This window comes from Staphylococcus hominis subsp. hominis (assembly GCF_002901845.1).
In the GTDB taxonomy this organism is placed as follows: domain Bacteria; phylum Bacillota; class Bacilli; order Staphylococcales; family Staphylococcaceae; genus Staphylococcus; species Staphylococcus hominis.
Window position 1 is genome coordinate 1 of record NZ_PPQE01000003.1, and the last position, 15412, is coordinate 15412.

Here is a 15412-nt window from a genome sequence, read left to right on the forward strand (position 1 = left end):
TTTTGGAGTCGATTCTTCGGTAATTAAAAATGAATATAAAAGGTGTATCAAGGGTTTATAAACCCTTGATACACCTTTTATAGTGATGGAGCTTCTGATAATCTTACGTTATGTAACTTTGTTTTTATAGTATCAAAACAAGAAGAAACTCGTTTTCAACTCGTTTCTAAATATCAAAAAATAACTATCGACTATCTATCAAACAAGAACGGAATTAACCAACTTAAAAATCCTCCAATAGGGAATACAATCCACCATCTTTTAGCAATTAATTGCCAAACATTTTCAATAGGCTCTGATTTTTTTAATAATTTTCCATTCGTTAAGGGGTATTTAATATCCAACTTCCTAGAAATAAATACATTTATAAAATAAGTGGTTCTGTTGCAAAGTTGAATTTATAGTATAATTTTAACAAAAAGGAGTCTTCTGTATGAACTATTTCAGATATAAACAATTTAACAAGGATGTTATCACTGTAGCCGTTGGCTACTATCTAAGATATGCATTGAGTTATCGTGATATATCTGAAATATTAAGGGAACGTGGTGTAAACGTTCATCATTCAACGGTCTACCGTTGGGTTCAAGAATATGCCCCAATTTTATATCAAATTTGGAAGAAAAAGCATAAAAAAGCTTATTACAAATGGCGTATTGATGAGACGTACATCAAAATAAAAGGAAAATGGAGCTATTTATATCGTGCCATTGATGCAGAGGGACATACATTAGATATTTGGTTGCGTAAGCAACGAGATAATCATTCAGCATATGCGTTTATCAAACGTCTCATTAAACAATTTGGTAAACCTCAAAAGGTAATTACAGATCAGGCACCTTCAACGAAGGTAGCAATGGCTAAAGTAATTAAAGCTTTTAAACTTAAACCTGACTGTCATCGTACATCGAAATATCTGAATAACCTCATTGAGCAAGATCACCGTCATATTAAAGTAAGAAAGACAAAGTATCAAAGTATCAATACAGCAAAGAATACTTTAAAAGGTATTGAATGTATTTACGCTCTATATAAAAAGAACCGCAGGTCTCTTCAGATCTACGGATTTTCGCCATGCCACGAAATTAGCATCATGCTAGCAAGTTAAGCGAACACTGACATGATAAATTAGTGGTTAGCTATATTTTTTACTTTGCAACAGAACCAAAAATGGCTAATCGTGAGAAATTAAAAAAACGTATCAGTTTGGGCTTAAGTTTAGCTCAAGTCATGGTTCAGGCAAGCCTTGTTTATTTAGCTTATAAACAATATAAATTATCAAGAGATTACTAATATTTAACTAAGGGTTTAGAACAAAGTTCTAGGCTCTTATTTTTTGTGTGTCAACGGTAACGGAATGAACGAAGTGAATGAGTATAAGGAGTTGACATACTTACATAGCTCGCCATACTAAACGCAGTGGAATTGGATAACCTCCAATTCCCTGCAGTTTGAACGGCGAGTTCAAGAAGTTTTTTGTTAGACCTTTTTTACAAAAAAGGTCTGGTTCAGGTTTTTTAATATCAAAATAAATTCGTATGAATTTATTCATTCTTTAAAGTGATTCTGAACTTGGGGTAATTTTGTCCTAATCTTTATATATATTTATATAAATCTTTTTAAACCCTTTTTAGAGAGTTGTTGAAGCTTACTCGCAGTAAGGTTTTAGAACTCTAAAGGGTAGATTTTGTAACAGGAAAGGGTAGATTTTGTAACAAAGATACCTAATCGTTTTGGGATTGCGTTATATATTATGTTATAGTAATATTAAATTCATTTTATAGGGTGGATTTATCATAAAACTACCCTATGTTGTTACAAAAAAGGATTAAAGGAAGAAATTTAGACGTCTTTTCCTTTAATCCTAAAACTAAAAACATATGTAGGAGTGATTATAACATGACTGGAGAGACTGTTGTGTACCGAAACGAAATGAATTTAGTACCTTTAAGAAAATTTACAAGTACAGAAGTCGATTTGTTTTTTACATTGTGTAATAAACTTAAAGAACAAGACACACGTAAACTAGAAATACCTTTTGATGAATTAAAACATCTTAGTAATTATTACTCACGATCACAAGCGCGTTTTATAAAAGATTTAGAACATGTATACGATAAAATGTTGCATTTAACTTATACAGAACGTAACGAGCAATCATTTGAAAAATTTGTATTGTTCACTTCTTATAAAGTTGATATAAAAAAACAATACCTGTCTATTAGTGTTAATAATGATTTGAAGCATATACTCAATTCAATTACTGCTGATTTCACTAAATTTGAACTACAGGAAATGACACAACTAAAATCAACTTATGCAAAAAATATGTTTAGATTACTAAAGCAATATAAACATACAGGATATTTCAAAATTCAAATTAATGATTTCAGAGAACGTTTAGATATTCCGAAAAGTTATCGAATGAGTGAAATTGATAAGTATGTATTTAAACCAATAATTAAAGAATTAGGCTTTTTATTTAAAAATCTCAATATTAATAAAATTAAAGCTAAAAAAGGACGAAAGATTGAATGGTTAGAATTTTCTTTTGAACCTGAGAAACGTATTCATTCGAAACGACAATCTAATATGATAAGTACAGGCAAACCAAAACAATATATAAGCCGTGAAATGACGCCACAATGGTTAAAAAATAACACTTATGAACCAACCACATCTAAGACATCTGCGTATACAGAAGAAGAACGTCAAGCGTTTTTACAAAAAATGAAAAAGTAAAGGAGACCCAGTTATTTGATGAAAACTGTAAAGGAAGTTTCTGAACTTTTAGATGTCTCTAAACAAACAATTCATTATCATTTAAAAAGTTTACCTTCAAATTTGAAGGTAAACAAAGTAGGTAACAAATCATTAATAGATGATAATACAATAGATTATCTAAAAACAATTTTAAATAAAAAAACGACAAAAGAATCGACAAAATTTGATGAAAAATCGACAAACAAAACAGAATCATTAAATAACCAATATAGCAGTTATATCGATAAATACATAGAGCATTTAGAATCAGAAATTCGACAAAAGAATCGACAAATTGACGATTTAACAATTGCATTAAAACAAGAACAATCTTTGAATTTAAATAGCCAAAATATATTAAGTAATACCAAAAAAATAGAAACTGATAATATAGATTCAAAAGAAGATATCATTACTCCAAAAGCATCAAAAAAAAATGAACAAAAACAATCTATCTTTTCTAAACTATTCAAAAAAAAATAATGTATTCACGCCTAAAGGCGTGAATACATTATTTTCTCTAAAAAGAAATTATCACTTGTTAATTATAATATAGTTAATATTTAGCAAGTGAAGTGTGGTTTATCATATGCAAAAATCCCACTACTGTCCAAAGCAAAGTAGGGTTTTTATTTAATATACAAAATACAAAGCATTTCTATATTGACAAAGGATAAAAATCATACTAACTTATGAATATATGCTCATATATTCATAAGTTAGTATGATTTTCTTCGAGTAACAAAACATTAATTGAAATTTTATATTTTTTAACTCTATAGTTATAAAAACAAAAATTCAAATTATAGAAAATATTTTTCATCATTAAAAAGAGGAGGGATTAAATGGAAAACGATCACAATCATAATCATACACATGGCGCGAACAAAAAGACTTTATTAATTAGTTTTATTATTATTACAAGTTACATGATTGTAGAAGGGTTAGGTGGTTTCTTTACTAACAGTCTTGCGTTAATTTCAGATGCTGGTCATATGTTAAGTGATTCTATTTCTTTAGGTATTGCTTTAATTGCATTTACTTTAGGAGCGAAGCAAGCTAATACAAATAAAACTTTTGGCTACAAAAGGTTTGAAATACTAGCAGCTGTACTTAATGGTATTACTTTGATGTTAATAGCTATCTATATTTTTTATGAAGCTATTGAGAGATTTAAAAACCCCCCTGAGGTAGCTTCTACAGGCATGTTAATTATCGCCTTGGTAGGCTTGTTTATTAATATTATTGTGGCTTGGATAATGCTGCGCGGGAGCGATGTAGAAGAAAACTTAAATATGCGTGGAGCATATTTGCATGTAATAAGCGACATGCTTGGATCTATAGGTGCAGTTATAGCAGCCCTTCTCATTATATTTTTTAGATGGGGGTGGGCGGATCCTTTAGCAAGTGTGATTGTAGCAATTTTAGTACTACGTAGCGGCTTTTATGTAACAAAATCAAGTCTTCATGTATTAATGGAGGGAGCACCAAGCAATATAAATACAAAAGACATTATTAAAACTATTAAAAAATTCAAAGAAGTTAAAAATATTCATGACTTTCATGTTTGGTCAGTAACTAGCGGATTAAACGCGTTATCTTGTCATATTGTTGTAGAAGATACAATGACCATTACTGAAAATGAGTTTTTACTTAAACGTATAGAACATGAACTCAATCATCAAAATATTCAACATGTCACAATACAGACTGAAACTTCTAACAATAATCATAGTGAAAAATTGTTTTGTATCGTGAAAGAAGAAGACAGTCAACATCATCATTAAATAAACAGCCATTATTTTTTAATAATGGCTGTTTATTTAATTATTCCAATATATTTAATATATCTTTTTTGTTATTTTCAAATCCCACGTAATATTTAAACAACTTTTTTTTACCCCAAAAAATTTTTTTATAAAAAACAAATAAGGGAACAATTCGGTTGCCTGATATTTTTTTCATTTCTTCTTCTAAGTCCAAATTTTGACTTACATCTTTATGACTATAACTAATCTCTTGAGAGTTTAAATACCTTTTTGATTCTTGGCAATCAGAGCATGTAGGTCTTGTGTAAAGCTCAAGTTGTATATTTTTATCCAAATATATCTCTCCTAATATAAGTTTTAGCATACATTTTATACAAGTGTACCTCTTAAAACAAACTATAAATATTAATTTTTTATATGAAACTTTTGTATTGACTTATACCTACTAGGGGTATAATATAGATTCCAACAAGAGATACCCCGTTAGGGTATATGAGGAGGGGTGAAATTGAACACTACTACTGTTAAAAACAATGACGCATTGCTCAATAGACTCAAAAGATTAGAAGGACAAATGCGCGGTTTACAATCAATGATAGCAGAAGATAGATATTGTATAGATGTACTAGTACAAATAACAGCAATACAATCAGCCCTAAAACAAGTGGGTTTTATAGTAACTGAAGACCATATATCTAATTGTGTAAGTGAAGGTATTAAAAATGGCAACGGAGAAGAAAGTATCAAAGAATTGATGGTTGTATTAAAACAATTTTCAAAATAGGAGGAAAGAAATAATTGAGTGAAAATATTAAAAAAACCTCATTAGGTATCACAGGCATGACATGTGCAGCTTGCTCGAATAAAGTAGAAAAAAATCTAAATAAATTAGATGAAGTTAACGCTAATGTAAATCCTTCTACAGAGAAAGCTACAATTGAATATAACCCCAATGTTACATCATTAGAAGATATTGCAAATACAATTCAAAAAACAGGTTATGGAGTTTTAACCGAAAAAGTGGATCTCGATGTAATGGGAATGACGTGTGCAGCTTGTTCGAATAAAATCGAAAAAGTTTTAAATCGAATCTCAGGTGTAAATAAGGCTACAGTTAATTTAACCACAGAAAGTGCTACTGTAGAATACAACCCTGATATGACGTCTGTAGATGAATTTCAACAACGTATTAAAAACCTAGGGTATGAGGCACAACCTAAAAAAGAAGCATCAGAAAAAAGTTCCCAAAAAGAAAAACAATTAAAACGACAGTTAATTAAATTAGTTGTTTCAGCTGTTTTAGCAGCTCCATTGTTAATGACAATGTTCGTTCATTTATTTGGTATTCAAATACCACATATATTTATGAACCCGTGGTTCCAATTTGTATTAGCAACGCCTGTTCAATTTGTTATTGGTTGGCAATTTTATGTAGGCGCTTATAAAAACCTTCGTAATGGGTCAGCAAATATGGATGTTCTTGTCGCTTTAGGTACAAGCGCAGCCTTCTTTTATAGTATTTATGAATCGATTAAGTGGTTAATTAATACAAATTATGAGCCACACCTATATTTTGAAACAAGTGCTGTATTAATTACTTTAATTCTTTTCGGAAAGTATTTAGAAGCACGTGCTAAAACACAAACAACAAATGCGTTAAGTAAATTGTTGAATTTACAAGCTAAAGAAGCACGTATATTACGCAACGGTGAAGAGACTATGGTTCCTTTAAGTGAGGTAAAAGAAGGAGACTATTTAGTTATCAAACCAGGAGAAAAAATACCAGTAGATGGCAAAATAATTAAAGGTATGACTTCAATTGACGAGTCAATGTTGACAGGTGAATCTATTCCTGTTGAAAAAATGCAAAATGATAATGTTATAGGATCAACAATGAATAAAAATGGAGCAATTACTGTTGAAGCAACAAAAGTTGGTAAAGATACAGCTCTTGCCTCCATTGTTAAAGTTGTCGAAGAAGCGCAAGGTTCTAAAGCGCCAATACAAAGACTAGCAGATATTATTTCTGGATATTTTGTACCTATCGTTGTAGGTATCGCGATTTTCACATTTATTATATGGATTTCATTAGTTCAGCCGGGACAATTTGAACCAGCCTTAGTTGCTGCAATAGCAGTATTAGTTATCGCTTGTCCTTGTGCGTTAGGCTTAGCTACGCCTACTTCTATAATGGTGGGTACCGGAAAAGCTGCTGAAAATGGCATTCTATTTAAAGGTGGAGAACACATTGAAGGTACACACGCTATTAATACAGTTGTTTTAGATAAAACTGGCACTATAACAAATGGCACACCTGAAGTCACTGATTTTAGTGGAGATGATCAAACATTACAATTGTTAGCTAGTGCAGAAAAAGGTTCTGAACACCCACTAGCTGAAGCTATCGTAAGTTATGCTAAAGAAAAATCATTAGAATTTTTAGAAGTAGACCATTTTGAAGCTATACCAGGGCGCGGTATAAATGCAACAATTGATGGTAAAGAACTTTTTGTCGGAAATCGAAAACTAATGAGTGAAAAAGGAATCCAAACTAATGAAGCTGAAACAAATCTCGCTCAATTTGAAAAAGAAGGAAAAACTGCAATGCTTATAAGCGTAGATAACGAATTGAGAGGGGTTGTCGCTGTAGCTGATACAGTTAAAGATACTGCCCAACAAGCTATTCAAAAACTTCATGAATTAGGTATTGAAGTTGCTATGTTAACTGGTGATAACAAACGTACCGCACAAGCAATAGCAAAACAAGTTGGTATAGACACGATTATTGCAGAGGTTTTACCAGAAGAAAAAGCTTCTAAAGTAGCAGAAATTCAATCTGAAGGTAAAAAAGTAGCTATGGTTGGAGATGGTGTCAATGATGCTCCAGCACTAGTTAAAGCAGATATTGGTATTGCCATTGGTACAGGTACAGAAGTTGCAATCGAAGCTGCTGATATAACTATTTTAGGAGGAGACCTTTTATTAATTCCAAAAGCAATAAAAGCAAGTAAATCTACAATTCGTAATATTCGCCAAAATCTATTTTGGGCGTTTGGTTACAATGTTGCAGGTATCCCTATAGCAGCAATTGGTCTGCTAGCACCTTGGGTTGCGGGAGCAGCAATGGCTTTAAGTTCTGTAAGTGTTGTCACAAACGCTTTACGTCTAAAACGTATGAAATTATAAGAATCTTATATTTCTTGAAAGGAGGTGACAACATTGACTAACGAAGTTATTAATGTAGAAGGTATGAGCTGTGACCATTGCAAGCATTCAATTGAAAAAGCATTAAATGGATTAGATGGTGTAACATCTTCAGAAGTAAGCTTGGCGAATGGGAATGTGGAAGTTGAATTTGATGAAAATCAAGTAGCTTTCAACGACTTTAAAGAAGCTATTGAAGATCAAGGTTACGATGTAATTAAATAATTTAAATAGTTGGGCATATCGTTTAATGATATGCCCTTATTAAAAATTAAGGAGGATAAAAATATGAATCATAATCATGAATATCATTCAAACAAACCCGAAATTAAAGCAAATGTTGTATATAGAGATGGTAATATAGAAATTACGTTAGAAGATGAATTTAATAATGCCCCATTATTAGATACTATGCATGAAAAAGAAATGCATTTCGTTTTAGTATCTAATGACATGGAGAAATATTACCACCTACACCCTCAAAAAAAGCATGAAGGTTTATTTATAATTAACCAACAATTAGAGCCAGGAACTTACCAGGCTTTTGTTGATGTTACACCAAAAAACCATGTGTATTCCGTTCATCCTATTGAACTGCAAATTGGAGATAAAATAACCTCTACAACATCTTTAAATTCTGATAAAAATTGGGTAAAAGTTAACAAAGGAGTTCATGTAACTTTAAATTCTATAAGTGCTAAAGAAGATGAACATGTCCCTTTAACTTTCAATACAGAATTAACTCCCCAACCTTATTTAGGAGCTTTAGGACATGTGATTATATTTGATGAGCAATTAACTGATTATATTCATGTTCACCCAGAATCACCTGATTCTACAACCTTTTATGCTCATTTTCCTAAAAAAGGGATGTATAAAATTTGGGCAGAATTTAAATTTAATGATGAAGTGCATAGATTTACTTATAATATTAAAGTTGCATAAATCTATTAGCAAAAGCTTAAAAATCAGTAAATTGTAAAGAGTTATTTAGATAATACAAAACGCTTTATAAAAAATCGAAAATTTAAGATAGAAAGTTGATGAAGAAAGTATCAAAAAATTGTAGTGGTTGTTTATATTGCAACATTCACTGAATTTTTATAGTTAATAACCTATTATTTAAGGAGTAATTTATTGATTAAGTTTGAATATTTTGAGGAGAAAGATTTTGATTTATTAATAAACTGGATAAACTCTCCTGAACTTTTAGTCAAATGGGCAGGTACAGATTTTAATTATCCCCTAGATGAAGAACAATTAAAGGAATATATTAAAGACACAAATAAAGAAAATTCTAGTAAAATAATTTATAAAGTTATCATTGAAGAAAATAATTCAAAAAAAATTATAGGTCATATTGCTTTAAATAATATAGATTTTAAAAATTGTTCCGCCACGTTAAGTAAAGTTTTAGTAGGTGATCCGCAAATGCGTGGCCAAGGATTAGGCCCTAAAATAATAAAGAAATTATTGAAAAAGGCTTTTGAAGATTTGGGACTACACAGAATTGAATTAGGTGTTTTTGCCTTTAATAAATCAGCTATTAAAAGTTACAAAAAGATTGGATTTATAAAAGAAGGAGAAAAAAGAGACTTTAGAAAATTAAATGGAGAATATTATAATTTATGGCAAATGAGTATGTTAGAAAGCGAATGGTCTTGAATAATTTTAAACAAAAATAGTCCTCTTATTTTAATAAGAGGACTATTTTTGTTTATTTAGAGCGTGCCCATAATATACATCTTTTAACTAAATTATCTTTTATGGTAAATTAAGTTTAGATTTATAATATATATAAATAATTAAAAAGGAGATAATTGTATGGATGTTTTAACAGTAGAACATTTAACAAAAAAGATAGGTAATAAGACTATTCTTGAAGATATTTCTTTAAATCTAAAGCGAGGACAGATTATTGGTCTTGTGGGTGCAAATGGTGCAGGAAAAACATCTTTAATGAAAGTCATATTAGGTTATTCAAGCTATCAAGATGGGACATTTAGAATCATTGAAAATAAGAATAAAAAAAGTAATGTTGGTGCATTGATTGAAAATCCTGGAATATATCCTTTCATGTCAGGATATGACAATTTAAAACTATTAAATGAAACAAAAAATACTCACGATATTGATACAATTGTCTCTCAACTTGATATGGATGATTATATACATAACAAAGCAAAAACATATTCTCTTGGTATGAAACAAAAATTAGGTATTGCAATAGCTTTTTTAAATCAACCGCAGTTAATTATTTTAGATGAACCTATGAATGGTTTAGATCCTAAAGCTGTGAGAGATGTGAGAGAACTTATTGTAAAAAAAGCACAAGAAGGAATTACTTTTTTAATTTCTAGTCATATTTTAAGTGAATTAGTAAAAATTACAAATTCTATCCTTATCATTAACAAAGGTAAACTCGTTACTGAAACTACAGAAGAAGAATTAAGTCAATATGAAGATAACGATTTAGAAAATGTATTATTAAATATCATTGATAAGGAGGAACAATCATAAAATGGGAACTTTAATTAAACAAGAATGTTTTAAATTATGTAAAAAGAAATCAACATTTATTATACCAATTATCATTATATTATTAATGGTTATTCAAGCTATAATCTCGAAAAAATACGATGATATTTTTTCTCCGCAATCGTCTATTGAATCAGCTTTTAGCGTATTTTCATGGTTTATCTTTTTATTAATTATTCAAGCTAGCACCATTATTTCAATGGAATTTTATCATGGTACAATTAAAAACCTTCTCTATCGTAAATATACAAGAACAAATATTATTATCAGTAAAATTATTACATTAGTAATTTTTTCATTACTGTATTTTATTATTAGCATTATTGTAGGAATTATTTTATGGTCTATTTTCTTCAATGATATTAATCTCCTTGAAAGTAAGGGAGATGAGTTATCGTTGTTAAGTAAAATGTTATTAACTGGGTTAGGTACATATGTCGGAACTTGGTTAGTTTTAAGTGTCACTTTATTAATTTCATGTGCAATGAAAAGTCCTGGTGTTTCTATTGCTGTTGGTATTGTATTTTATTTTGCCACTTCAATTTTGTCAGGTATATTAACAATTGTTATAGATAAATGGGAATGGTTAAAATGGAACCCTATCAATATGATGAATATTATGATTCAAATTGTAGATAAAAGCATGAAAAAATTCACAAAATTAGAACTGCATGAATTATTTATTGGTAATATTGTTTATATTATTATTTGCTTAATTCTAGTAGTATTTGTCTTTAAAAAGAAAAATGTCTAATCTAACTCAACACACTTTATAATTTTGCATTTCTCTACTATCTAGCGTTATAATACAGTTAATAAGAATTCTAGTATGGATACACCAATCCTCTCACTATTTTCGTAGTGAGGGGATTTTTTAGGTGTACTTAAATTTGTCATTTATTTAAATTTCTATATTCTTCTTCTGTATAAAAATTAATTGCAAGTTGTTTTAAATTTTCTAATTTCTGAAATTTGTCATACAGACCTTCGATTTTAAGCTTATTTTCTTTTAGTTTATATGTTAGAATTCTGTATTCCTTTTGACTATCATATTGACTAGTTTTATAAAAACTAGCATTTATAAAGTCTTTAACTATAAGTTTTTCGCCACTTTCTATTTTATAGAATAAAGGGTGTTTATCCTCGAAATATTTAACAATGGCTGCTTTAAAATATGTATCCTTCTCCGAAAATGTTCTGACCAATTTATTTATGAAATTTTTTAAATGAATAGTTACGTATATATTTCTATTATCAATTATACCATTCATTTTTCGTACAAATTCTTGATTTAACCTATACTTACCATCATCACACTCAACTAAATCTTTCAGCCTTATTATTGAGAAACAACAGATCTTAAACTCTTTAACAATATCTGAAGTATTTTTCAAAGTTACCTCTTTTACATTTACTTTGTGAATTTTGGAATTAGGAACTTCTAAATTTCTGATATACATCTCTACTTCATCATTCGGTGCATATTTATTTCCTAGTTTGTTTGAAATAACTCCTTCTAATTTATCCCCTATTTCATCATGTTCAATCTCATGAAATCTCTGAAGATTATTGAAGTATAAATTGTCATTTTCAAAATCTTCTGCGTAATTTGGATGTACGAATTTTAATATAGCAATAACTGCTTCTTCATTTTCGTTTTTAACAATACTCATTTTCAGATTCTATCCCCTTTATATTTCATAATTTCAATTTTGCATTCCTCTACTAACCAGTGTTATAATTTAGATAACAAGAGCTTCGTGCATTATATGCACCAACCCCCTCACTATTGCGAGTAGTGAGGGGGTTTTTAGGTGTTGGCTAATATCGCCTATTTTTTCTTATTGTTACGTGTACGTAGCCAATGCGTAAATAAAGCAACAATACAACCACTGATGACTGTGGTCGTGATGTGAACAAGAGCTTCGACCATCTGATATGCACCTCCTCTCTGCGTCTAAATTGACGCCTGAGAGATAGGCGACCTGTATATTATATCATCTGTACTAGATGAGTTACATATAACTTCCGATAAGTCGTTTTATGTCTAAATAAACATTAAAAAGTAACAATAACAAACTTGATTTTAGTAAAATATAAATAACCTCAAATTTTTTAAATCATTCAAGTTAATGTACAAGTGTCTATCCCTATTAAAAAAAGAACGTTATTTCTATATAGTATCAAGACAAGAAGAAACTCGCTTAAAATTCAAGGAGAAAATAATCATGACTATTGAAAATGAAATCAAAGAAATTTTAAAAGAACTACCAAACGAAAATAGCAGATTAGACTACAAACAAATAGAGTATACAAAAGAAAAAAAAGACGAATTTATTAAAGATATCCTTGCTATGTTAAATAGCATAGATTCTTATAACGAAAATAAATTTATAATCTTTGGAGTAAGTGATGATAAAAAAATAATAGGATTAAAAAAAGAAATGTTCGACGATGGACATTATCAAAATATTATTGACGTATATGTCAAACCGAGACCAAAAATAGAAACCGGTCAAATAGAATATAACGATAAAAAAGTAGGATACATAGCTATAAACTCTAATAATTTAGAAACACCTTACGAATTAAAAAAAGAACTAAAAATAAAAAAATCATCTTTATTCGAGGGTCTATCCTTTATAAGAAAAGGTAGTACTAATACTCCTATACTCCAAGAAGAAAGAGAAAGACTAATACTAAAAAAAACCGAAAAAAATCCAAATAACAAAAACTTATTCACAGCGTTAAATCAAAAAGATCATGCAAGCAAAGAATTATACTACAAAGATAAGAGCGAAAGAGGAACTAAAAAAGTAGACCCTTCGAATAACAACGGAGAGTTTACAATTGGAGAACTATCATACGAATTCAAAATGAGATTGCAAGTTGCTTCTAACGAAATAGCAAGAATTATGGAAGCAGGTACAATAAAAATAGCTAGAATAAAAAATTACAAAGACAACGATATTTATTATGAATTACAAGAAAATTTAAAAAACCCTGAAAATATAATAAAAAGACTAGATACTAGTAGCTGGATTAGAGATTTCACTATAAAAGATTTAGCAATATTAATAAATAATCACGGTAGAATAGCAGAAATAATTTTCAAAGAAATAAAATCAGAAAGTCATGGAAGCGAAAGAAACCTAATAGAAATCGAATGGAATATCCCAGAAATCAACTAAGATTTATTTATTCCAATTGCTTTATTGACGTTGAGCCTCGAACCCTTAACAATCCCAAAACTTGTCGAATAATCGGTTTAATAGCTCACGCTATGCTGACATTCGTCTACAAGTTTAGTTAAGGGTTCTTCTCAACGCACAATAAATTTCTTCAGTATAAATGCGTGTCTAATTTCCATTTTTATCTAACTTTCTACCAAGTAAAAGTCCAATAACCACTCCTAAAAATGCCCCTAAAGGACCTGCAAAAACAAAAAGAATAGATGCCAAAATCATAGGTTGTGAAAAAGTATTTGAATTATTTTTTAAAAAATCAATCATCAAAAACTCTTCTTTTTAATAAAAATTATCATAGGAGTTATCAAATTTTAAATACCCTATTTACAATTTTAAAATACTTTTTAAAGTGTTTAGGTGTTCTTTATACATTTTTAATTTAAAGACTCATAAAACGCAAATGTGAACTAAATTTAAAAATCGAATATGATTTTGACTTACAAAACTGCTTTGAGCTATTTCTATATGGTAGTAAATCAAAACATTATATTTATAATTTTGGAATAAAAGAGCTACGAAAAATTCAAGAATTGAAATCAATTTCAAGTTACTTGTGATAAATATACTCATCAATATTTCTTCAAAAGTATCTTCTATATGTCGTTCATTTTTATGATTTTAGATATTTACGGAATCATAAAAAGTCAAAAAATAATATTTTGGAGTATGAGCATTCAATGAATCTTATTACGTATTTTATCGTTTTTTATAAATTTTTAAATTAATAAAAAGCTAAAATAAGTTTCATTTCGAATCACTTTTTAATCAAATTGAGCATAGAAAAGTACAGAAATTGTTTTATTCTTTCCTTTTTTCTTTGAACTTAAAAACAAATAATGTGATCAATATTGAATTCGATATTGATCAAAAGGTATTTCATCAAATTCAAAAAGTAAAACAAATGAATGAATTGCTTAGATTACTTTTGAGTGATTTTATTTTCGATATTAATACTAAAAGTAGGAGTCTTAAGAGTCTTTGGTTGAAAAAATTAAGACTCTTAAGAGTCTCGACGACGACTGAAGCCTATGAAATCAACAAAAAAAGGAGTCTTCAGACAATTCAAAATGGTCTTGTAACAATTGTAAAGAGTCTGTAATAAAGTATCATATTACACCCTCTAATTCAATGTATAAGAATGCTTATAATCACCTTTATATAAAGCTTTTAAGCTATTTATGGTGAACAATTGAGTAGAACGAATAAAAGGTAAATCTTTCAGCTATGCTGAATACCACCGAAGGTGGTACTAGATTTCCTTATGCTCATGTCAAATACTCTTTAAAAAGACTCCCATGTTTGTAATATTTCCAAAAACAAAACGTGCTTTAAGACAAAAGTGGCTATTTTCTTGTTCACTTTTTACTTTAAGTGCTTATTTTTATTTTCAAGATAACCATTGTTAGTAAAATGATTGAAGATAAAAAAAGAGAAAACTAAGTAAAAATATTTACTTAGTTTGGGATAGAAAAAATTCAAATTTAAAATTATATTCGATCCATGTCTTGAACATTAACGACTTACTTTTTGTTTATGATGTATATCAATTGAATCTGAATTTTGATTTTTTGGAATAATAAATTCAACCTTTTCTTTCCAATCTTTAACAAAATAAATGACAAAAACGATTTTATTAAGTCACTTTTATAACTACGAAAGATTGCTAAAGAATATAAAAACGGTTAGTATTTTTATAATTTTTAAAGTTAAAACAACGTTAAATGATCATTTTATTTTTCATCTTATGCGACATGTTTGAGCCATTTTCAAATGAATAATAACCATTTATAGAAAAAATAGGACTAAAACAGAAACGTTTTAGTCCTACCTACTTGTTTAACTACAGTTCATTTTCAGATTTACTCAATTGCCATTGAAGATAAAGTTCGA

At 29.1% G+C, this 15412-nt stretch carries 17 protein-coding genes; 13 read left to right on the top strand and 4 right to left on the bottom strand.

The genetic code is table 11. The features are described 5' to 3' along the window. Positions 1–433: 433 nt before the first annotated feature. The 5 genes from CD034_RS00275 to CD034_RS00290 all read left to right on the top strand — a co-directional run bounded on the left by CD034_RS00275 (position 434) and on the right by CD034_RS00290 (position 4550). On the top strand, positions 434–1108 hold the full coding sequence (locus CD034_RS00275; RefSeq protein WP_058586762.1) for an IS6-like element IS257 family transposase: 675 nt from the start codon (positions 434–436) through the stop codon (positions 1106–1108). A gap of 62 nt (positions 1109–1170) precedes the next feature. Then, complete coding sequence (locus CD034_RS11320) at positions 1171–1293, top strand: hypothetical protein (protein WP_257643489.1); 123 nt, start codon at positions 1171–1173, stop codon at positions 1291–1293. Positions 1294–1899: 606 nt separating this feature from the next. After that, complete coding sequence (locus tag CD034_RS00280; RefSeq protein ID WP_049389990.1) at positions 1900–2742, top strand: replication initiation protein; 843 nt, start codon at positions 1900–1902, stop codon at positions 2740–2742. Positions 2743–2760: 18 nt separating this feature from the next. Then, positions 2761–3246 (top strand): helix-turn-helix domain-containing protein, encoded by a 486-nt coding sequence (locus tag CD034_RS00285; protein ID WP_002487969.1) that lies wholly within the window; start codon positions 2761–2763, stop codon positions 3244–3246. A 362-nt stretch (positions 3247–3608) separates the two neighbouring features. Then, entirely contained in the window at positions 3609–4550 is a 942-nt protein-coding gene (locus CD034_RS00290; protein ID WP_001831389.1) for a cation diffusion facilitator family transporter, read from the top strand. A gap of 40 nt (positions 4551–4590) precedes the next feature. Here the strand turns inward: CD034_RS00290 and CD034_RS00295 are convergent, their stop codons facing one another. Next, positions 4591–4866, bottom strand: a complete 276-nt coding sequence (locus CD034_RS00295) for a glutaredoxin family protein (protein WP_001831374.1) — start codon at positions 4864–4866, stop codon at positions 4591–4593. A 174-nt stretch (positions 4867–5040) separates the two neighbouring features. Between CD034_RS00295 and CD034_RS00300 the strand changes: the two genes are divergently transcribed. The 7 genes from CD034_RS00300 to CD034_RS00330 all read left to right on the top strand — a co-directional run bounded on the left by CD034_RS00300 (position 5041) and on the right by CD034_RS00330 (position 11028). Then, positions 5041–5316 (top strand): metal-sensing transcriptional repressor, encoded by a 276-nt coding sequence (locus tag CD034_RS00300; protein ID WP_001831396.1) that lies wholly within the window; start codon positions 5041–5043, stop codon positions 5314–5316. A gap of 14 nt (positions 5317–5330) precedes the next feature. Then, entirely contained in the window at positions 5331–7718 is a 2388-nt protein-coding gene (locus CD034_RS00305; protein ID WP_001832797.1) for a heavy metal translocating P-type ATPase, read from the top strand. A 33-nt stretch (positions 7719–7751) separates the two neighbouring features. After that, positions 7752–7961, top strand: a complete 210-nt coding sequence (gene copZ, locus CD034_RS00310) for a copper chaperone CopZ (RefSeq protein WP_001831373.1) — start codon at positions 7752–7754, stop codon at positions 7959–7961. A 63-nt stretch (positions 7962–8024) separates the two neighbouring features. Beyond that, positions 8025–8681, top strand: coding sequence for a DUF8832 domain-containing protein (locus CD034_RS00315; protein ID WP_001831384.1), 657 nt, complete (start codon positions 8025–8027; stop codon positions 8679–8681). 192 nt (positions 8682–8873) lie between these two features. Continuing rightward, entirely contained in the window at positions 8874–9401 is a 528-nt protein-coding gene (locus CD034_RS00320) for a GNAT family N-acetyltransferase (RefSeq protein ID WP_001831394.1), read from the top strand. Positions 9402–9560: 159 nt separating this feature from the next. Continuing rightward, positions 9561–10256, top strand: coding sequence for an ABC transporter ATP-binding protein (locus CD034_RS00325; RefSeq protein WP_002505093.1), 696 nt, complete (start codon positions 9561–9563; stop codon positions 10254–10256). Between the two features lies 1 nt (position 10257). Beyond that, on the top strand, positions 10258–11028 hold the full coding sequence (locus CD034_RS00330) for a DUF2705 family protein (RefSeq protein ID WP_103288019.1): 771 nt from the start codon (positions 10258–10260) through the stop codon (positions 11026–11028). A 139-nt stretch (positions 11029–11167) separates the two neighbouring features. Here the strand turns inward: CD034_RS00330 and CD034_RS00335 are convergent, their stop codons facing one another. Both CD034_RS00335 and CD034_RS11085 read right to left on the bottom strand, forming a co-directional pair. After that, positions 11168–11947, bottom strand: coding sequence for a hypothetical protein (locus CD034_RS00335; RefSeq protein WP_002505091.1), 780 nt, complete (start codon positions 11945–11947; stop codon positions 11168–11170). Positions 11948–12105: 158 nt separating this feature from the next. Next, positions 12106–12207 (bottom strand): type I toxin-antitoxin system Fst family toxin, encoded by a 102-nt coding sequence (locus CD034_RS11085; RefSeq protein ID WP_000228874.1) that lies wholly within the window; start codon positions 12205–12207, stop codon positions 12106–12108. Between the two features lie 295 nt (positions 12208–12502). On the opposite strand from CD034_RS11085, the gene CD034_RS00340 reads away from it, so the two are divergent. Continuing rightward, positions 12503–13465 (top strand): ATP-binding protein, encoded by a 963-nt coding sequence (locus CD034_RS00340; protein WP_002489619.1) that lies wholly within the window; start codon positions 12503–12505, stop codon positions 13463–13465. A 168-nt stretch (positions 13466–13633) separates the two neighbouring features. Here the strand turns inward: CD034_RS00340 and CD034_RS11105 are convergent, their stop codons facing one another. Continuing rightward, positions 13634–13786, bottom strand: a complete 153-nt coding sequence (locus CD034_RS11105; RefSeq protein ID WP_002489624.1) for a hypothetical protein — start codon at positions 13784–13786, stop codon at positions 13634–13636. Positions 13787–15412 lie beyond the last annotated feature (1626 nt).